General features: G+C 63.9%; 20 protein-coding genes. 11 read left to right on the top strand and 9 right to left on the bottom strand.

The window, feature by feature from the left end:
- Positions 1-50 precede the first annotated feature (50 nt).
- From XH89_RS16130 to XH89_RS16140, 3 genes are all read right to left on the bottom strand, one after another.
- Positions 51-596 carry a hypothetical protein gene (locus XH89_RS16130; protein WP_194467956.1) on the bottom strand — a complete coding sequence of 182 codons (546 nt, stop codon included), beginning with the start codon at positions 594-596 and terminating at the stop codon, positions 51-53.
- Between the two features lie 65 nt (positions 597-661).
- Positions 662-826, bottom strand: a complete 165-nt coding sequence (locus XH89_RS16135; protein WP_194467957.1) for a hypothetical protein — start codon at positions 824-826, stop codon at positions 662-664.
- Between the two features lie 90 nt (positions 827-916).
- Positions 917-1570 carry a glutathione S-transferase family protein gene (locus tag XH89_RS16140; protein WP_194467958.1) on the bottom strand — a complete coding sequence of 218 codons (654 nt, stop codon included), beginning with the start codon at positions 1568-1570 and terminating at the stop codon, positions 917-919.
- Positions 1571-1741: 171 nt separating this feature from the next.
- On the opposite strand from XH89_RS16140, the gene XH89_RS16145 reads away from it, so the two are divergent.
- Complete coding sequence (locus XH89_RS16145; RefSeq protein WP_194467959.1) at positions 1742-2041, top strand: twin-arginine translocation signal domain-containing protein; 300 nt, start codon at positions 1742-1744, stop codon at positions 2039-2041.
- 118 nt (positions 2042-2159) lie between these two features.
- Here the strand turns inward: XH89_RS16145 and XH89_RS16150 are convergent, their stop codons facing one another.
- The 3 genes from XH89_RS16150 to XH89_RS16160 all read right to left on the bottom strand — a co-directional run bounded on the left by XH89_RS16150 (position 2160) and on the right by XH89_RS16160 (position 4537).
- Positions 2160-2405, bottom strand: a complete 246-nt coding sequence (locus XH89_RS16150; protein WP_194467960.1) for a GCG_CRPN prefix-to-repeats domain-containing protein — start codon at positions 2403-2405, stop codon at positions 2160-2162.
- 283 nt (positions 2406-2688) lie between these two features.
- Positions 2689-3699: an alpha/beta fold hydrolase gene (locus tag XH89_RS16155; protein ID WP_194467961.1), complete on the bottom strand. Its 1011-nt coding sequence runs from the start codon at positions 3697-3699 to the stop codon at positions 2689-2691.
- Positions 3700-3838: 139 nt separating this feature from the next.
- The gene (locus XH89_RS16160; RefSeq protein WP_194467962.1) at positions 3839-4537 is read right to left on the bottom strand and encodes a winged helix-turn-helix domain-containing protein; all 699 of its coding nucleotides are present in this window, start codon (positions 4535-4537) and stop codon (positions 3839-3841) included.
- Between the two features lie 149 nt (positions 4538-4686).
- On the opposite strand from XH89_RS16160, the gene XH89_RS16165 reads away from it, so the two are divergent.
- Genes XH89_RS16165 through XH89_RS16175 form a run of 3 tightly spaced genes read left to right on the top strand, consistent with a single transcriptional unit; the run spans position 4687 to position 6231 of the window.
- Positions 4687-4995 carry an NIPSNAP family protein gene (locus XH89_RS16165; RefSeq protein ID WP_194467963.1) on the top strand — a complete coding sequence of 103 codons (309 nt, stop codon included), beginning with the start codon at positions 4687-4689 and terminating at the stop codon, positions 4993-4995.
- A gap of 24 nt (positions 4996-5019) precedes the next feature.
- Positions 5020-5370: an antibiotic biosynthesis monooxygenase gene (locus XH89_RS16170; protein ID WP_194467964.1), complete on the top strand. Its 351-nt coding sequence runs from the start codon at positions 5020-5022 to the stop codon at positions 5368-5370.
- A gap of 51 nt (positions 5371-5421) precedes the next feature.
- On the top strand, positions 5422-6231 hold the full coding sequence (locus XH89_RS16175; protein ID WP_194467965.1) for an oxaloacetate decarboxylase: 810 nt from the start codon (positions 5422-5424) through the stop codon (positions 6229-6231).
- A gap of 190 nt (positions 6232-6421) precedes the next feature.
- On the opposite strand, the gene XH89_RS16180 is transcribed toward XH89_RS16175, so the two are convergent.
- Positions 6422-6814 (bottom strand): hypothetical protein, encoded by a 393-nt coding sequence (locus tag XH89_RS16180; RefSeq protein WP_194467966.1) that lies wholly within the window; start codon positions 6812-6814, stop codon positions 6422-6424.
- Positions 6815-6976: 162 nt separating this feature from the next.
- Between XH89_RS16180 and XH89_RS16185 the strand changes: the two genes are divergently transcribed.
- The gene (locus tag XH89_RS16185; protein WP_194467967.1) at positions 6977-7621 is read left to right on the top strand and encodes a trimeric intracellular cation channel family protein; all 645 of its coding nucleotides are present in this window, start codon (positions 6977-6979) and stop codon (positions 7619-7621) included.
- Here the strand turns inward: XH89_RS16185 and XH89_RS16190 are convergent, their stop codons facing one another.
- The gene (locus tag XH89_RS16190) at positions 7622-8833 is read right to left on the bottom strand and encodes a cytochrome c (RefSeq protein ID WP_194467968.1); all 1212 of its coding nucleotides are present in this window, start codon (positions 8831-8833) and stop codon (positions 7622-7624) included.
- 282 nt (positions 8834-9115) lie between these two features.
- Between XH89_RS16190 and XH89_RS16195 the strand changes: the two genes are divergently transcribed.
- Positions 9116-12607 (top strand): indolepyruvate ferredoxin oxidoreductase family protein, encoded by a 3492-nt coding sequence (locus tag XH89_RS16195; protein WP_194467969.1) that lies wholly within the window; start codon positions 9116-9118, stop codon positions 12605-12607.
- A gap of 177 nt (positions 12608-12784) precedes the next feature.
- Here the strand turns inward: XH89_RS16195 and XH89_RS16200 are convergent, their stop codons facing one another.
- Positions 12785-13252 (bottom strand): DUF805 domain-containing protein, encoded by a 468-nt coding sequence (locus XH89_RS16200; protein ID WP_194467970.1) that lies wholly within the window; start codon positions 13250-13252, stop codon positions 12785-12787.
- Positions 13253-14233: 981 nt separating this feature from the next.
- On the opposite strand from XH89_RS16200, the gene XH89_RS16205 reads away from it, so the two are divergent.
- From XH89_RS16205 to XH89_RS16225, 5 genes are all read left to right on the top strand, one after another.
- The gene (locus XH89_RS16205) at positions 14234-15391 is read left to right on the top strand and encodes a thiolase domain-containing protein (RefSeq protein WP_194467971.1); all 1158 of its coding nucleotides are present in this window, start codon (positions 14234-14236) and stop codon (positions 15389-15391) included.
- Positions 15391-15780 carry a Zn-ribbon domain-containing OB-fold protein gene (locus XH89_RS16210; protein WP_194467972.1) on the top strand — a complete coding sequence of 130 codons (390 nt, stop codon included), beginning with the start codon at positions 15391-15393 and terminating at the stop codon, positions 15778-15780. Before XH89_RS16205 ends, XH89_RS16210 begins: the two co-directional genes overlap by 1 nt.
- A 145-nt stretch (positions 15781-15925) precedes the next feature.
- Entirely contained in the window at positions 15926-16786 is an 861-nt protein-coding gene (locus XH89_RS16215) for a MaoC family dehydratase (RefSeq protein WP_194467973.1), read from the top strand.
- Positions 16787-16949: 163 nt separating this feature from the next.
- Positions 16950-17828, top strand: a complete 879-nt coding sequence (locus XH89_RS16220) for an SDR family oxidoreductase (RefSeq protein ID WP_194467974.1) — start codon at positions 16950-16952, stop codon at positions 17826-17828.
- A gap of 133 nt (positions 17829-17961) precedes the next feature.
- Positions 17962-18915 carry a dihydrodipicolinate synthase family protein gene (locus tag XH89_RS16225; RefSeq protein WP_194467975.1) on the top strand — a complete coding sequence of 318 codons (954 nt, stop codon included), beginning with the start codon at positions 17962-17964 and terminating at the stop codon, positions 18913-18915.
- The last annotated feature ends 2 nt before the right edge of the window (positions 18916-18917 follow it).

The following is an 18917-nucleotide window of genomic DNA, read 5'->3' on the forward strand; positions in this document are numbered from 1 at the left end:
GCGTAATCCGCCATCTTTCCATAGCGACGAAGGCGGCGGATTCTGCCTGTCTACCGGCAGGCCGGATAGCCGAAGCGCTTGATGATTTCGCTTCCCGAGATCGAATGGAAGGCGAATGTATCCATGAAATGGTTGTCGGTGACGTATTGGCGCAAGGCGGCTTTGTAAGTGCTGGCCATCTGTTGCGTGCGCGACGCGCTGACGATGCCCTTCTTCATGGATCCGCCGGCGTGAAACAACAAGGTCGCGCCTGGCGTGACGCAGACATTGCGGATCGAAAGGAACATGGTGCAGGCGGACTGACAATGGCTGTCGATGCGAAAGCGCTCGCCCGAGGCGTTGTACTGCTGGATCACCGCCAGGAATCGATCAAACTCGGCCGGAGTGGCCGCGCCGTAGCCCATGTGCAGGGACGATACGGAGCCGTCGGCATAGGCCTGATGTCCGGTCAGACCGTAGAACATGCAGAGAAATCCAAGTGTACCCAACGTGCGCGCCAATCGCGGCCATCTCTTCATTGCGCTCTCCCGAATGAATCGATCGAAGATGATTTCGTTGAAAGCAGGCAGGTTGCTGGGCAGACCGGCGCGGTGCAAGCAGCCCGGCTAAGGCGGCAATGGGATATACATGAATTTTCTGCGAGCAGGTTGGAGGCGACGGCTCACGCCGCAGCCTTGGGCGTCGCCTCGGGCGTGAGCGCCTGCAATTCCGTACGGCATTCGGCGGCGTAGGCCTGAAGGCGTTCCACGGTTTGCCGGTCGAGGATTGCCTTCGCGAGGCGCTCGGCGCGGGCCAGCTGGTCTTTCAGATATTCGATGCGGGCCATGTGTCGCCATCCTGGGGAAGATGAGAGGCAAATTGCTTCGTCAGCGGTGACGACTCTACGGCCGACGCCCGACCAATTATGTGCGGTGGATCACGCTTCGCGTGTTTTGTCCGCCGCAGCGAAATGCGCCATCTGGTCCGCGCGGGCTTTGGCGAACGCCGGACGAGCGGTGGCGCGCGAGACATAGGCGCGGCAGGCGGGGCTGTCCGCCAGCCCGTCGAACTGATCGACGACGCGCAGCACGTCCGACATCAGGATGTCGGCGACGGAGAAAGTTCCGGCCAACCATTCGCGCGCCGCAAGCACCGGCTCGATACGCTTGAGGCGGAGCTTGAGGAAGTCGTCCACGAACTTCCACGCCGCGGTGTCGCTCGGATGGCCCATGAACTTCGACATGGTCCACGGCAGGCTTGCCATCTCCACCGAATTGAGCGCGGCAAACAGCCATTCGGTCGCCTCAACGCGGCCGCGGGGATCCGTCGGCATCAGCTTCGCGCTGCGCTGACCCAGATGCAGCAGGATCGCGCCGCTCTCGAAGATCGAGAGGTCGCCGTCGGTGAGCCACGGCACCTGGCCGAACGGCTGGTGCGCGAGATGCGCGGGACCGCGGTCGCCGAACGGGACGCTGGCGACGCGGTAGGGCAACGCGGCTTCTTCCAGCGCCCAGCGCACACGTAGGTCGCGCACGAAACCGCGAGGCGGCGGGGGAACCCAGTCGAAGGTGGTCAAAGTGAGGTCAGGCATGCTGTGTCTCCGTGCTGTCTGGCAGAGGACGGATAAGGGGCGGGCATTCCGACATGGCGAGAGATTTTTTCCGAATGCACTCGCATCTGAGCACAGGATTCAGCCGCAGTTCATCTCGCGACCGCGACACTTCTTGGGCATCACTCGATCGACTGGATAGAGGATACCTTCATGGAGCGAAGGAACTTTTTGAAACTTGCTTTCGGCGTCGCGGCGAGCGCGGCTGCGTTAACTGCTGCCGCTCAGGCCGCGCCATTGGCGCCGCAGCCGCTCGGTGATGTCGGCCTGCCGCAAGACCATCCGGAAGTTCGCCCTGCGGTGACCAGCAGTGAGGAAGCCGCGCAGCTCAAACCCGAGCAGGTGCGTTGGCACGGCCGTCACTGGGGATGGCATCACCGTCACTGGGGCTGGCACCATCGCCATTGGGGTTGGCGGCATCGCTGGCATCGCCGCCACTGGCGTCATTGGTAACAGCGCCTGGAATAAGAAAGGGGATCGCGATCACGATCCCCTTTTATCGACGTGAAGGGCCTCAACGAAAATGGCCGCGCAGGCTGGTCCTGCGCGACCATTTCGGAAGTGCGAGGGATCAGAACGGACGGCAGCGGCCAGCGTACCAGCGGAAACCATAGGGGCAAACGCGCGGACGCACCACGACGACAGGCGGGGCAACCACGACCGGGGCGGGGGCCACGACGACCGGACCACGCATCGGACGGCAGCCGCCATAGGGGCCGCGATACCAGCCGGGGCCGCAACCACCGGCGGCGCTGGCCGCCTCGCTGAAGCCGACAACCGCGCTGGCGAGCATCACGGCGGCAAGCAGATACTTCATTTGATGATTCCTTCTGGTCCTCGGGGCGAATCTTGGGGCTGCGCTTGCGGCGCACAATGAATCAAAAGACACGATTTGACACATTAAATCTGGGCATGTGCCAACACGTCGCGATCCAAATCTGCCAATCGTGACCTGAATGCGCCATGAATATTTCCCGACGTGCAGCCTTGCGCGACATGGATGGCGCTGCAGCCCTGTCTAGATGAATCGGAAACGGGACGCCCGATTCTTGTTTGGCGCATTGTCGCTGCGCGAACCGGTCTCCATTTCGTTCGACGCTTCAGCGGCCGAGAAAGCCCAGCACCAGCTCCTTGTACGTCTCCGGCGCCTCCAGGAAGACGAGGTGCCCGGTGTCCGGGATCACCTCGGCCCGTGCATTCGGCATCTTCGCGGCAAACGCTTTTGCGAGTTCCGCGTTCTGTCCCATCTTTGCGCGCAATGCTTCCGGCGCATTCGGTCGGCCCGGTGCGTTGTGGTCGTCGGCGCCCATGATGAACAGCGTCGGCTCGGTGATGTCAGCAATCTCATGCGCGACCGGCTCGCGATAGATCATCTGGCCGGAGGAGACGAAGGCGCGCAGCCAGCGCGGATAATCGGGGCTGCCCTTGATGTTGAAGCGTGCGTCGATGAACGGCGTGATCGCGTCCGGCGGCAGCTTGATCGCGTAATTGGTCTGGAGCTGCTTGCGATAGCCGTCGGCCGTGAGCCTGTCCTCGGCCTCGATGATCTTCTCGGTCGGCGTCGGCGGCACATAGAGGCGGTAGTCTTCAAGGCCGATCGGCGCGGTCAGTACGAGATGGGCGACACGATCTGGATAGGCACGTGCGATGCGCACGCCCAGCATGCCGCCGAGCGAATGCGCGACGATGTCGGCCTTGTTGACCCCCAAGTGATCGAGCAGCGCGATGGTGTTGCGCGCCAGCGTGTCGAAATGCAGTTCGCCCACAGGCTTGGAGGATTTGCCGAAGCCGATCTGGTCCGGCACCACGACGCGGTACCCGGCCTCGTTCAGCATCTTGATGACAGGCGCCCAATAGCTCGACGGAAAATTACGTCCGTGCAGCAGCACCACGGTGCGGCCATTCGGCTGTGCCGGTGCCACGTCCATATAGGCCATGCTGAGTTGCTCGCCGTCATTGACGACAGGCAACAGATGCACGGGATAGGGATAGGCAAAGCCTTCGAGCGCGATGCCGTAGGGCTCGCGCTGGGGCGCGTCGGTGGCGCGGGCGGCAGCGAGTGGTAGAGCGAGCAGGGCGGCTGCGAGGGCGGCTGAGAACAAGCGGGTCATAAAGGTCTCCGTCATGCCCGGGCTTGACCCGGGCATCCACGTGCCAGCCGCAATAAAGGCGTGGATGGCCGGGTCAAGCCCGGCCATGACGAGAGCGAGAGTTCACACGCGATTGTGTGCCGTCACGCGCAGAGCGTGATCAGTCCTTGCCGTTCCCGAACAGCGCTGCGAACTGCTTCTCGCCGGTGCGCGTGAAATTCACCACGCGGCTGCCGGGGGTAGCATCGCGCGCGGCCCATTTCAGCTCGGCGAAGCGCTGCATCATGGCGGCGCCCAAAGTCCCGGCGAGATGGTGGCGCCGCTCGCTCCAGTCGAGGCAGGCCTTGCAGACCGGGCGGCGGGGATGGCTGAGCATGTCGGGCGAGATCTGCAAATGCTTGGCGAGGAAACGCTCGCCTTCCGGCGTCAGCTCGATGTCCTGCTTCTTCTGCTTCACCAGATTTCGCGCACGCAAGCTATCCAGCATCTGCACGCCGAGATCGCCGGCGAGGTGGTCGTAGCAGATCCGCGCGCGGCGCAGCGCCGGATCCTTCGGTCCGGTGCGCACGCGCATATGGCCAGTGCGCGCGGCGAGTGCCGCAAGGCCTTCCAGCATACCGGCGACGTCATCGTCGGTGAGGCGGTAATAGCGGTGGCGGCCCTGCTTCTCCGGCTCGATCAGGCCGCCAGCCTCGAGCTTGGCAAGGTGCGAGCTCGTGGTCTGCGGCGTGATGCCGGCCTCCTGCGCCAGCTCGCTTGCGGTGAGCGCGCGGCCGTTCATCAACGCCGTGAGCATGTTGGCGCGAGCGGGGTCACCGATCAGCGAGGCGACCATGGCGATGTCGGGACCTGATTTCATGCTTCGATGCTAGCCGAAGCATTGTGGTCGGGCAAGGGCGTAGCGTGGTGCCGCAAACACGCCATTGCGAGCGAAGCGAAGCAATCCAGATGCTTCAGCGGCGACGGCGTCGTTTGTGCTTTTCGTAGTGACAGATCAAGGAGCCCAACATGTCCGTCACCGTCTTCATCCGCTACCAGCTCGATCCGTTCAAGCGCGCGCAATTCGAGGACTATTCGAAGCGCTGGCTCACCATCATCCCGAAATGCGGCGGCGATCTGATCGGCTATTTCATGCCGCATGAGGGCACCAACAACATCGCGTTTGCGCTGATCACCTTCGAGAGCCTTGCCGCCTACGAGGCCTATCGCGCGCGGCTGCGGCAGGATGCGGACGGGATGGCCAACTTCCATTTCGCCGAGGACAACAAGTTCATCCTCGCGGAAGAGCGCACATTTCTGCGCAAGGTGGTAATGTAGGCCATCAACGACGAGGAGACGCCCATGATCGCCGTGATCTTCGAGGTCTGGCCCAAGCCGGACCATCGCCAGGCCTATTTCGACCTCGCGGCCGATCTGAAGCCGATCCTGCAGACCATCGACGGCTTCATCTCGGTCGAGCGGTTCGAAAGCCTGACCGAGAAGGGCAAGATCCTGTCGCTGTCATTCTGGCGCGATGAGGCCGCCGTCCAGACCTGGCGAAACACGATGGAACATCGGCGCACCCAGGCCAAGGGCAGGGCGCAGATTTTTGCCGACTATCATCTGCGCATCGCCGGCGTCATCAGGGACTACGGGATGAACGATCGCGAGCAGGCGCCGAAGGACAGTCGCGCGGTGCACGACACGCACTAGCGCGCGCGAGGATGCGTGCCTATGTCTGCGCGGCCAACAAGGGAGAGAAACATGCACGTGACGACTGCGGACAAGCGCGCAACGTTCAGGAAGATGCACGAGAGCGGCTGCTTTATCCTGCCCAATCCGGTCGATGTCGGAGGCGCCAAGGCGTTGCAGCATCTTGGTTTCAAGGCGATTGCGTCGTCGAGCGCGGGCTTTGCCTGGACCATCGGCAAGGCCGACAATCGCGTCAATGTCGAGGACGTCTGTCAGCATCTGGCAGCATTGAGCTCCTCGGTCGACATCCCCGTGAATGCGGATTTCGAGGGCGGTTTCGCGGTTGAGCCGGACAAGGTCGCGGAGAATGTCGAGCGCGGCGTGCGCACCGGCGTTGCGGGCCTCTCGATCGAGGATTCCACCGGCGACAAGGACAAGCCGCTCTACGATCGCGGGCTCGCGGTCGAGCGCATCAAGGCCTCGCGCAAGGCGATCGGCGACAGCGGCACACTGCTGGTCGGCCGCTGCGAGGCTTACTTGTGGGGCGTGACCGATCTCAAGCTCGTCATCGACCGGCTCACCTCTTATGCGGACGCCGGCGCCGACTGTCTCTATGCACCGGGCCTGAAGACACGCGAGGACATCGCTGCGGTGGTGAAGGCCGTCGCACCCAAACCGTTCAATCTGTTGATCGGCGGCTCCGGCCTGTCGTTGAAGGAGGCCGAGGATCTCGGCGTGCGCCGGATCAGCGTCGGCGGCTCACTCGCTCGCGCCGCCTGGGGCGGCTTCATGCGCGCGGCGAAGGAGATGGCGGAGAAGGGCACGTTCAGCGAGCTTGCCAGCGGCTATCCCGGCGGCGAGCTCAACAAGATGTTCGGCTAGAAAGGCCACCGAGACAAACGAAGAGCGGTGGGATGTGTGTCCCGCCGCTCTCTCATCCTCTCGGTGTCATGCCCCGCGCAGGCGGGGCATCCAGTACGCTGCGGCTTTTCGATTCAATCGCTGCCGTCTCGGAGTACTGGATCGCCCGCCTGCGCGGGCGATGACAGTAATGGGTTACGCACAATAGTCGTTACTTCGCGCCGTCGGACGGCGTCTGCGTATCCGGGGCCGGCTTGCTCGGCGCAGCGCCCGTGGTCACGCCGGGCGCGGTGTTGTTGCGCGGCGTCACGTCACGCATGCCGGGAGGCGCGGCTGGATTGGCAGGCTGAGTCTGCTGGGCGGTCTGCGTGGCAGGCGTGTTGCTCGCCTGGTTGCCCGTGCTGGTGTTGTTCAAGCCATAGAAGACGGCCCCCAGCACCAAGGCGACGGCCACGGCGAACAGCGCGACCTTGCCGCTGGAAGCGGGGCCTTCGCCAAGCTCGGGATCGGCCTGAAGGTCGGCATCCCTCCGCGCCGCGCGAAGGTACTCATCGTCGGCGAGGTTCGGGCGGTACGGATCGTTGGGAAAACGGTCGTCAGCCATCGATTGGGTCTCCTCGTTGATTGCCACCTGACAACCCGTGGCTGCGGGATTCTGTTCCGCGCGCGTTATGCTTTCGTCGCATGTTGCCCTCAGGCGCGGAATCGGGAACCTGTTCATGCTGGAACCCGGCGCGGTTCCACCGAGGGGAAAGGGAACAAGGCGATGTGGAGCCTGCCGCCGAGCGATAGCGTGCTGCATTTCCTCTCCCTGGTCGCGGTGGCGGCGCAGGGCATGACCGCCGCACTCGCGGCCGGCCGCCGCAGCATGGATTGGCTGGGGGTCTGCTTCCTCGGTTGCATCACCGCGCTCGGCGGCGGCACGCTACGCGATCTCTTCCTCGGGCATTATCCGCTGGCCTGGGTGCAGAACCCGATCTACCTCGCGCTCGCCGGCGGCGCGGCGTTCCTCACGATCTTGATGGCGCGGCTCGTGCACCGGCTGAAACTCGCCTTCATCGTGCTCGATGCCATCGGCCTCGTCGTCTTCACCATGGCCGGCTGCGACATCGCCTGGCAGATGGATGCATCGCTGCCGATCGTCATCGTCTCCGGCATGGTGACGGGCTGCGCCGGCGGCGTGCTCCGCGACGTGCTCTGCAACGACGTGCCGCTCTTGTTTCGCTCCGAGCTCTACGCCAGCGTCTCGGTGGTGACAGGATTGTTCTATGCCACCGCCTTCGGTCTCAATCTCAACGCCGAGCTCTGGACCATCCTGACCTTCGTCCTCGGCATCAGCTTCCGCCTGCTCGCGGTGCGCTACAAATGGGAGATGCCGAAATTCGTGTTCACGGGGGACGAGGAGAAGTAGCTACGGCTCCTGCCCACGCGCCTTCGCCACCTGCGCCGGCGTCACCAGCACCCCGGCATTGCCCCAGGAATTGCGGATGTAGTTGGTCACCGCCGCGATCTGCTCGTCGGACAACTGCCTGGCATAGCCTGGCATCTCCCCGGTGTTCGGCGCGCGCGGTGTCGTCACGGTGTGGGCGCCGTCGAGGATGATGCGCAAGGTCGAGGCGGGGTTGATCGATTGCAGCAGCGCATTGCCCGGCAGCGGCGGATAGATCCGCGGCGCGCCGGATCCGTCGGCCTCGTGGCAGGCGATGCAGAGCTTGGCGTAGACGGCCTGTCCGGCTTTCATCTCGGCCTCGTCGGGCGGCGTGACGATGGTCTCGCGGCGCGCCGGCGGCAGGCTCTTCAGATACACGGCCATCGCGCGCACGTCGGCATCGCTCATCTTCGATGTCGAGGCGATGATCATCTCGGCCATCGGCCCGCCGGCATGGCTCCTGGCATTGCGCCCGCTCTGCAGATATTCGGTGATGTCATCCGCGCTCCACGATTGCAGACCGCTCCGGGCGGCACCATCGAGGCGGGGGGCGTACCAGCCGCCGAGCTCGCTGCCCGACAGCGCCTGTGCGGTCTTGTCCGCACCAAAATAGTTCTTCGGGGTGTGGCAGGCACCGCAATGGCCGAGCCCGGTGACCAGATAGCCACCTCTGTTCCACACCGCGCTCTTGCTCTGGTCCGGTTCGAACAGGCCGGGCTTGAAGAACAGGAAATTCCAGGCCCGCATCAGGCCGCGATAATTCAGCGGCCAGCGCAGCTCGGGCGGCTTGTTGCGGCCAGTGACGGGCGCGAGCGTGCCGAGATAGGCGCGGATCGCCAGCGTGTCGTCCTTGGTCATCCGGGTGAAGTAGGGGTAGGGGAAGGCCGGGTAATACTGCGAGCCGTCCGGCGCGGTGCCGTAACGCACCGCTCGGGTGAAATCGGCATCGCTCCAGGCGCCGATCCCGGTGTCGCGGTCCGGCGTCAGGTTCGGCGCATAGATCGCGCCGAACGGCGTGTCGATGCGTTTTCCCCCGGCGAAGGGCTTGGCGGGATCGGCGGTGTGGCAGCCCGCGCAGTCGCCGGCCTCGACCAGAGTCTTGCCATAGGCGATCAGCTCGGGCGACGGCTCGGCGGCGACGGACGCGCTCGCAACCGCACCGCACAAGAGCGCAACAGCCAGAATCGTCCGCATCGAAAGCCTTCTCCTGAGACCATCAATCGAGCGCCGGATCATAGCGGCGCCATGTCGTTTCGCGATATCGGGGGTATGGTGACACAAATTGAAAATCGCCAATGCCTTTCCGGCCACGAAATTGCGTTTTTTTCCGGCCGCCGCGGAACGTCCAGATTTGTGATGCGAAAGGTGAAATATCCGACATAGAGTGGCGCAAGTGGTCGGCGCGCCCTAGCTAAAAACAACGGGCAGGCAACGGCTTAAGTGGCCAAACGCTCAAGAGGGCGGAAGAGGACAAGAATGGGCATCAACCAGGGTCCGATCAGTCTCGATCAAAAATACACCCAGGAGACCGGGCACGTCTTCACCACGGGCATCCAGGCGCTGGTCCGCCTGCCGATGGCCCAGATCCGCCGCGACCGCGCCAATGGGCTGAACACCGCGGGCTTCATCTCCGGCTATCGCGGCTCGCCGCTCGGCGGCTACGACCAGCAGCTCTTCGCCGCGCGAAAACATCTCGAGCAGTACAACATCAAATTCCAGCCCGGCGTGAATGAGGATCTGGCCGCCACCGCGATCTGGGGCTCGCAGCAGCTCAACCTCTCGCCCGGCGCCAAGTATGACGGCGTGGTCGGCATCTGGTACGGCAAGGGCCCCGGTGTCGACCGCTGCGGCGACGTCTTCCGCCACGGCAATGCCGCCGGCTCCGCCAAGAACGGCGGCGTGCTGTGCCTCGCCGGCGACGACCACGGGGCCAAATCCTCCACGGTTCCGCATCAGTCCGACCATGCCTTCATGTCGGCCTTGATGCCGTATCTCTATCCCTCGAGCATCCACGAGATGATCGAGATGGGCCTGCTCGGCATCGCGATGTCGCGTTACTCCGGCTGCTGGGTCGGCATGAAGGTGATCACCGAGACGGTGGAGACCACCGCCGAGATCGACCTCACCGACGAGATGAAGCCCTTCATCATCCCGCCTGATTTCGAGATGCCGCCCGGCGGGCTCAACCTGCGCTGGCCGGACGACCGTTTCGAGCAGGACCGCCGCTTGCAGGACTATAAGGGCTTTGCTGCGATCGCCTTTGCCCGCGCCAACAAGGTCAACCGCGTCACCATGGATTCGCCGAACGCCCGTTTCGGCATCATGGCCTCGGGCAAGAGCTACGAGGACGTCCGCCAGGCGCTGCGCGAACTCGGCATTACCGAGGAGGTCGCCGCTAAGATCGGCCTTCGTCTCTACAAGATCGGCATGCCCTGGCCGCTGGAGCCGGAAGGCGTGCATCAATTCGCCGTCGGCCTTGAAGAAATCTTCATCGTCGAGGAGCGCCGCGAGATCGTCGAGAACCAGGTCAAGCAGGTGCTGTTCAACTGGCGCGACGACGTCCGTCCGCGCATCGTCGGCAAGATGGACGAGCACGACAAGCGCTTCCTGACCTTCGCCGCCGAGCTCAGCGTCGCCTCGCTGGCGACCTCGCTCACCGAGCGACTGCTTCGACTTAATCTCAACCCCGAGATCGCGGAGATGCTTCGCGCCAAGGCCGACTGGTTCAACGGCCGGCAGGCGTCCCAGATGATCCCCACGGCGCCTGTCTCCCGAACCCCTTACTTCTGCTCCGGCTGCCCCCACAACACCTCGACCAAGGTCCCCGAAGGCAGCCGCGCGCTCGCCGGCATCGGCTGTCACTTCATGGCGCTGTGGATGGACCGCTCCACCGAGACCTTCACCCATATGGGCGGCGAGGGCGTGCCGTGGGTTGGCATCGCGCCCTTCACCAACGAGAACCACATCTTCGCGAACCTCGGCGACGGCACCTATTTCCACTCTGGCATTCTCGCCATCCGCCAGGCGATCGCCTCCAAGGCCAACATCACCTACAAGATCCTCTACAACGACGCCGTCGCCATGACCGGCGGCCAGCGTCATGACGGCGATCTCTCGCCGCAGAAGATCATGGCCCAGCTCCATGCCGAGGGCATCAGCGAGATCTACCTTGTCTCGGAAAACCCCGACGCCTATCCGGCCGACACCATCCCGCCCGGTGTGAAGAAATATCACCGCGACGACTTGCAGAACGTCATGAAGATGTGTCGCGAGTATAAGGGCACGTCGGCCATCGTCTTCGTGCAGACCTGCGCCGCCGAGAAGCGCCGCCGCCGCAAGCGCGGCCTGATGGAGGACCCGGCGCGCCGCGTCATGATCAATCCGGCCGTCTGCGAAGGCTGCGGCGACTGCTCGGTGCAGTCGAACTGCATCTCGGTCGAGCCGCTGGAGACCGAATTCGGCCGCAAGCGCGCCATCAACCAGTCCTCCTGTAACAAGGACTATTCCTGCCTCAAGGGTTTTTGCCCGTCCTTCGTCACCGTCGATGGCGGCGCGCCGCGCCACCGTGCGCCGGCCGAGCTCGCCGATATCGGTGAACTCCCCGAGCCGGCCTCGCGGCCGACGCTGGATAAGCCCTACAATATCGCGGTCGGCGGCGTCGGCGGCACCGGCGTGCTCACCATCGGCGCGCTGCTCGGCATGGCCGCGCATATCGAGGGCAAGGCCTCGATGATCCTCGACATGTCCGGCCTCGCGCAGAAGGGCGGCGCGGTGCTGAGCCATGTGCGCCTCTCGGATCATCCGGCCGAGGTGACCTGCTCGCGCATCGTGACCGGCACGGCCGATCTCGTGCTTGCGGCCGACGAGGTCGTCGCCGTTGCCAAGGACACGATCTCGCTCTGCGACTCTAGTCGCACCCGCGGCATCATCAACAGCCACGTCATTCCCACCGCCGACTTCATCCTCAATCGCGACTTCAACTTCCAGACCCGCAAGCTCAACGGGCTCCTGGAAACCGCGCTGCACAAGGACTCCGTCTTCTTCGACTTCACCAAGCCGGCCGAGCAGCTGCTCGGCGACAGCATCGCCACCAACATGATGATGATGGGCTATGCCTATCAGAAGGGACTTTTCCCGCTATCCGCTGAATCGATCGAGCAGGCGATCGAGGTCAACGGCGTCTCGATCAAGATGAACAAGGAAGCCTTCCGCCTCGGCCGCCTCGCGGTCGCCGATCCTGCGCGCCTTGCCGAGATGCTGAAGGGGACGGACGAGGTCGTTGCGCCCAAGACGCTGGATGCGATGACGCTCGATGAAGTCATCGAGCATCGTACCAAGCATCTCACCGCCTACCAGAACGGCCGCCTGGCAAAACGCTATCGCAAGCTGGTCGACCAGGTCCGCGATGCCGCGATGAAGGGCGGCTATGGTGATGCTCTGCCGCGCGCAGTGGCGATCAACTACGCCAAGCTACTCGCCTACAAGGACGAGTACGAGGTCGCGCGCCTGTTCTCTGACGGCGCTTTCGAGCAGCAGCTCCGCGACCAGTTCGAAGGCGACTACAAGTTCAGCTTCAACCTGGCTCCGCCGATCTTGGCGTCGGGCGTCGATGCGCTTGGCCGCCCGAAGAAGCGCGCCTTCGGCCCGTGGATGCTGAAAGCATTTCGTGTGCTGGCGAAGTTCAAATTCCTGCGCGGCACGCCCTTCGACATCTTCGGCCGCAGCGCCGACCGCAAGCTCGAGCGCGACCTGATCGTCGGCTACGAGAAGGACGTCGCCACCGTGCTCGGCCTGTTGTCACCGGTCACGCACGACACGTCGGTCGAATTGCTGTCGCTGCCCGACCGCATCCGCGGTTACGGCCCGGTCAAGGAGAAGGCCGTGGCGGATGCAAAAGCCCGCTACGCCCAGCTCGCCGCCGATCTGGCAAACCCGCCGCCGGCGCCAAGGCAGATCGCAGCGGAGTAGTGTGGTCTCCTAGGGTGGGCAAAGGCGCGACGCGCCGTGCCCACCACATTCGTCGGAGTCGTGCCAAAAGTACGTTGGCAAGCTGCGCTTTTGCCCACCCTACGACATCGACGATGTCTCGACTAACTGGCGCTCCGCCACATTCGAAAAAGTTAGGCCACGCCGAGCCGGGACCGGCTAACCCATCTGGACGTCGGACTCCTGCGGGTCAGGGCCATACCTGTTCGGTCCGACAGTGCCGGGCAGGACGCCGAGCTCGACGATCGCCCATGCAACCAGGGCGAATGATGCGACGTTCAGGATGAGGCCCGAAGCAGACATTTGTCCGGCGATTTGGCAAAGGGCTGGACCAAGGTAAAACAGCAGCAACCACCAGCCGCTCTTGTCGCGATCGTGCAAGCGTTTCCGTCCGACCGCGATGGCCGAGTTGAGAAGCAGCAGCGAGAAGATGAGCCAGAGGACGATGGCTAGGTAAGGCAACCAGCCTAGCAAGGCGGTCACCAAAAACATGGCCACCTCGGCAATGATCCACAAAGGCCACGCGATCCAATAATCCGACCGTCCGATGCGACCATCGAAACGAAACAGCAGATCGATCGCTTGCTCCCGGAACGCGTGAGTAAAGATAGTTTTGCCTAGAGGCATGTTCACCTTATTGGAGTGTTGCCGCTTCGATACACGTATTGGGGGAGGCTGACAAGCAAGGCCGGTTCGGCGGATCCCAGTCGGTACGACCGATCGCGACAGGCCATTTCGTTGGGCGGGTCGGGGCGGCTGGTGACCACCATCCCTTGCGTTGCCGTCGGGCAAAACACCCATGCTGTGGTCAATCCGCACGCACAAAAACATTCCGCTTTACCGAAATTCGGAATTGTCGTATCAATTCGCCACCTCATCCCTCCAAAAAGGGGCGTATCGCGATCGTCACGAAACGCGGGGTGAGCGGCGGTGGACGCGGGCTGCGTCGCGCGAGCGATTGTCTCGTGCACGACGGGCGCGGTCTCGCGTACGGCAAAATCGTGTGGTCCTGACGCCCGGGGTCTGTGCGTCAAGTCTTGCGATCGCTCGCAAGACGACGGGGGCAATAGTGCATCGCTCCCCGGGGAGAGCGCGACATAAGCCGTAAAGCCACTGCGCAGGGAAGGCCGGATGTTTGGCCGCACCTGTATGCCGCTGTGCATCTGTTCTTCGCGCACTTGCGCACAGCGGACCGTGGGTGCCCAGCCGGCACCCGGTCTTCCCTGCGCCCTCTGTTTTCGGAGGAGGGCAAGACGGACACAAAACTCGGGCGGAATGAGCCGCGAGGATGCGGCGGTGCGTCTGATCGTCATTGCGATATTGAGGCAGCGAGCCCTGCGTAACCGTCACCCTGAGGTGCTCGCCTCTTCGGCGAGCCTCGAAGGGCGACGCCCGGCTCTCGCGGCGAGAGTGTCGAGACAGCCGTGCATCCTTCCAGGCTCCCGGCGCGATGCCTTGCATTGCGCCACTCGCGCCTCAGGATGACGGATTGGGGAATTGCGCCAAGCCGCTGCTCTCTCGCACGACGGAATATTTCCGCGCTTGCCAACAGGGCACCAGCGGTTCAGAAAAAAGAGCCAAGAAGAAACGCGAGCGGAGACCTCTGTTTTGACCATCAAGGGCAAGGCCTACATTGCCGGGATCTACGAACACCCGACCCGGCATGCGCCGGACAAATCCACCGCCCAGCTCCATGCCGAGGTCGCCAAGGGCGCGATCGAGGATGCCGGGATCAGCAAGGACGATGTCGACGGCTATTTCTGCGCGGGCGATGCGCCCGGCGGGGCCTGGCCGATGGTCGATTATCTCGGGCTGAACACCAGGAAGCTTCGCCACGTCGATTCCACCGAGACCGGCGGCTGTTCCTACATCATCCATCTCGGCCATGCGGCCGAAGCGATCGCGGCGGGCAAATGCTCGATCGCGCTTGTTACGCTCGCCGGCAAGCCGCGCACCGGCGTGATGCCGCCGCGTGCAGCCGGCGCCGAGGTCGATTTCGAATCCGCTTACGGTGCGACCACGCACAATGCCTATGGCATGTGTGCCATGCGTCATATGCACGACTATGGCACCACCTCCGAGCAGCTCGCCTGGATCAAGGTCGCGGCCTCCCATCATGCGCAATACAATCCGCATGCGATGCTCAAGGACGTCGTCACCGTCGAGGACGTCTTGAACTCGCCAATGATCTCCGATCCCCTGCACCGCATGGATTGCTGCGTCGTCTCCGATGGCGGCGGCGCGCTGATCGTGACGACGCCGGAGATCGCCAAAAGCCTGAAGAAGCCGCTTGTGCGCTTGATCGGCCATGGCGAGGCGATGAAAGGTCCGCGCGGCGGCAAGGATCTCGATCTGACTTACTCGGCCGGTGTCTGGTCCGGACCGCGCGCGTTCGACGAAGCCGGCATCACCCCGAAGGACATCAAATACGCCTCGATCTATGACAGCTTCACCATCACCGTGCTGATGCAGCTCGAAGACCTCGGCTTCTGTAGGAAGGGCGAGGGCGGCAAGTTCGTCGCCGACGGCAATCTGATCTCGGGCGTCGGCAAGCTGCCGTTCAACACCGATGGCGGTGGCCTCTGCAGCAACCATCCCGTCAACCGCGGTGGCATGACCAAGATCATCGAGGCCGTCAGGCAGTTGCGCAGCGAGGCGCATCCGAAGGTGCAGGTCAAGAATTGCGATCTCGCCATCGCCCACGGCACCGGCGGTCTCCTGGGTGTTCGCCACGCTGCCTCGACCGCCATTCTGGAGCGCGTGTGATGAGTGAAGCAAGGAAATATCCGGCGCCGGTGACCAATCCGGAGACCGCCGCGTTCTGGGACGCGGCGAAAGAGGGCAAGTTCATGATCAAGCGCTGCACGGCGTGCGGCGAAGCACATTACTTCCCGCGCTCGATCTGCCCGTTCTGCTACTCCGACAAGACGGTGTGGGAGGAGGCCTCGGGCGAGGGCACGATCTACACCTACAGCCTGATGCGGAAGTCGCCGACCGGCCCCTACGCGATCGGCTACGTCACGCTGAAGGAGGGGCCGTCGGTGCAGACCAATTTCGTCGACTGCGATCTGGAGAAATTGAAGATCGGCCAGAAGGTGAAGGTGGTTTTCAAGCCGACCGACGGCGCCCCGCTGCCGTTTTTCACGCCGGTGTAGGACAGTCCTCATCCTGAGGAGCTTGCGAAGCAAGCGTCTCGAAGGATGGTCACGACAAAGAAAGCGTTTCGGGCATCCTCATGGTTCGAGACGGCGCAAGAGCGCTTCCTCACCATGAGGATGAGAACCAGAGGAAACAAACAAGATGTCCGCCAGATACGAAGAGCTCAAAGGCCTCAAAAACCTCGGCCAGAAATATGCCTACGGCGATCGCGAGGTCATGCTCTACGCCTACGGCATCGGTCTCGGCGCCGATCCCATGGACGAGAACGAGCTCGCCTTCGTCAACGAGGGCACGTTCACGCCGCGTCCGCTGAAGGTGGTGCCGACGTTCGCGTCCGTCGCAGCGTGGGGCTCGGGGCCGGGCGAGATGAATCTCAACCGAGTCATGGTGGTGGACGGCGAACGCGACATCACCTTCCACCAGCCGCTGCCGGTCGTGGCCAACATCACCGCCGACTCCTCCGTCGTCGAAGTCTACGACAAGGGTGAGGGCAAGGGCGTCGTCATCAGCCATCAGACCGTGCTGAAGAACGAGAAGGGTGAGAAGCTTGCCACACTCGTCGCTTCGCGCTTCGCCCGTGGCGATGGCGGCTTTGGCGGGCCGAGCCTGACCCAGCCTGATCCGCACAAGATCCCGTCGCGCACGCCCGACAAGACCATCGACATCGTCACGCGTCCCGACCAGGCGCTGGTCTATCGCCTCTGCGGCGACCGCAACCCGCTGCACTCGGATCCCGAGTTCGCCAGGAAGGCCGGCTTCCCGCGTCCGATCCTGCACGGCATGTGCACCTACGGCATCACCTGCCGCGGCGTGCTCCAGACCTATGCCGACTATGACGCGTCGGCCTTCCGCCAGCACGTCGCGCGGTTCTCTTCGCCGGTCTATCCCGGCGAGACCGTGACCATGGACCTCTGGAGGGACGGCAACACGATCTCGTTCGAAGCCAAGGTGAAGTCGCGCGGCGTCACCGTGATCAAGAACGGCAAGACGGTGCTGGGTTAGGGCAGTCTTGTGCCCCGGATGCAACGCAACGCGTAGCGGTGCGCTGCAGAGCCGGGGCCAAGGGGCCGCCTCCAAGAACTGGGTCCCGGCTCTGCGACGCAGCGTTTCACGCTGCATCGCGTCCGGGACACGGGAGAACAAGAACAAACAGGGAGAAGCCACCATGGGACTACTCGACGGCAAGGTTGCGCTGATCACCGGCGCGGGCGGGGGGCTCGGTGAGGCCTACGCAAAGCTGTTCGCGCGGGAAGGGGCGGCGGTCGTGGTCAACGATCTCGGCGGCCCCCGTGACGGCTCCGGCGCCGACACCTCGATGGCGCAAAAGGTGGTGGACGCGATCAAGGCCGAGGGTGGCAAGGCGATCGCCAACGGCGCCGACATTTCCACCATGGAGGGCGGCCAGTCGGTGTTCGACGATGCCATCAAGCATTTTGGGCGCGCCGACATCCTGGTCAACAATGCCGGCATCCTGCGCGACCAGACCTTTCACAAGGCCAGTGAGGCCGATTGGGACAAGGTGATCAAGGTGCATCTGAAGGGCACCTTTTGTTGCACCATGCCGGTGTTTCGCTGGATGCGCGAAAACGGCGGCGGCGTCATCGTCAACACCTCCTCGACCTCAGGGCTGATCGGCAATTTCGGCCAGACCAACTACGGCGCGGCCAAGGGCGGCATCTGGGGCCTGTCCAACGTGCTGGCGATCGAGGGCCGGAAATACAACATCCGGATCTGGACGCTGGCGCCGGGCGCCCTGACCCGCATGACCGCAGACCTGCCCCGCTATAAGGAGAACCCCGGCGCGGCGCTGGGACCGGACGGGATCGCGCCGGCCGTGCTATACATGGTCAGCGATTTGTCGGGCGACCAGACCGGCAAGGTGCTGGGCGTGTCCGGGCCCCGCGGCGTGCGCGAGATGCGGATGATGGAGATGGAAGGCTGGAAGCCGCCGCACACGGGCTGGAACGCCCGGGACATCGCCGATCATGCCAAGGAGATCTTCTTCTCCGAGGAGCAGATCAAGATGGGCGCGCGGAGGTTTTAGCCAAAACTGTCATTCCGGGGCGCGACGCAGTCGCGAGCCCGGAATCCATAACCACCAGCCGGGGTTATGGATTCCGGGCCTGTCCCTTCGGGCCATCCCGGAATGACGAACAGAGAGAGAGAGACAAGGACTGATGAAGCTCACCGCCGACGCCAAAGGCACCTTCGCAATCGCGCCGACGCCATTCCACGACGACGGCCGGATCGACGAGCGCTCGATCGACCGCCTGACCGATTTCTACGAGGAGGTTGGCTGCGACGGCGTCACCGTGCTGGGTATCCTCGGCGAGGCGCCGAAGCTCGATGCCACTGAGGCCGAGCAGGTGGCGGTGCGTTACGTCAAGCGCGCCAAGAAGATGCAGGTGATCGTCGGCGTCTCGGCGCCGGGCTTTGCCACGATGCGGTCGCTGGCAAGGGCCTCGATGGACGCAGGCGCGGCCGGCGTCATGATCGCGCCGCCGCCGAGCTTGCGTACCGACGATCAGATCGTTGGCTATTTCAAGCAGGCGGCCGAGGCGATCGGCCCCGATGTGCCCTGGGTGCTCCAGGACTATCCGCTGACGCTCACGGTGGTGTTCACCCCGGCTGTGATCCGCAAGATCGTCATGGACAACCCAAATTGCGTGATGCTCAAGCATGAGGATTGGCCGGGCCTCGAGAAGATCACGACGCTGCGCGGCTTCCAGAAGGACGGCTCGCTGCGTCCGCTCTCGATCCTCTGCGGCAATGGCGGCACGTTCCTGGACTTCGAGATGGAGCGCGGCGCCGACGGCGCCATGACCGGCTATGCCTTCCCGGAGCTTCTGATCGACGTCGTCAACCTCTCCAAGGCCGGCAAACGCGATGCCGCGCACGACATCTTCGATGCGCATCTGCCGCTGATCCGCTATGAGCAGCAGCCCGGTGTCGGTCTGACCGTGCGCAAATACGTGCTCCAGAAGCGCGGCATCATTGCCTCCAGCGCCCAGCGCAAGCCGGGCGCGACGATGACGGCGACCGCGAAGGCCGAGGTCGATTATTTGCTGTCGCGCGTCGCCCGTTTCGACAAGCGCGCCAATCTCGGCCCGCAATCCAGCGCCGCAGGCTAGTG

The organism is Bradyrhizobium sp. CCBAU 53340, assembly GCF_015291645.1.
In the GTDB taxonomy this organism is placed as follows: domain Bacteria; phylum Pseudomonadota; class Alphaproteobacteria; order Rhizobiales; family Xanthobacteraceae; genus Bradyrhizobium.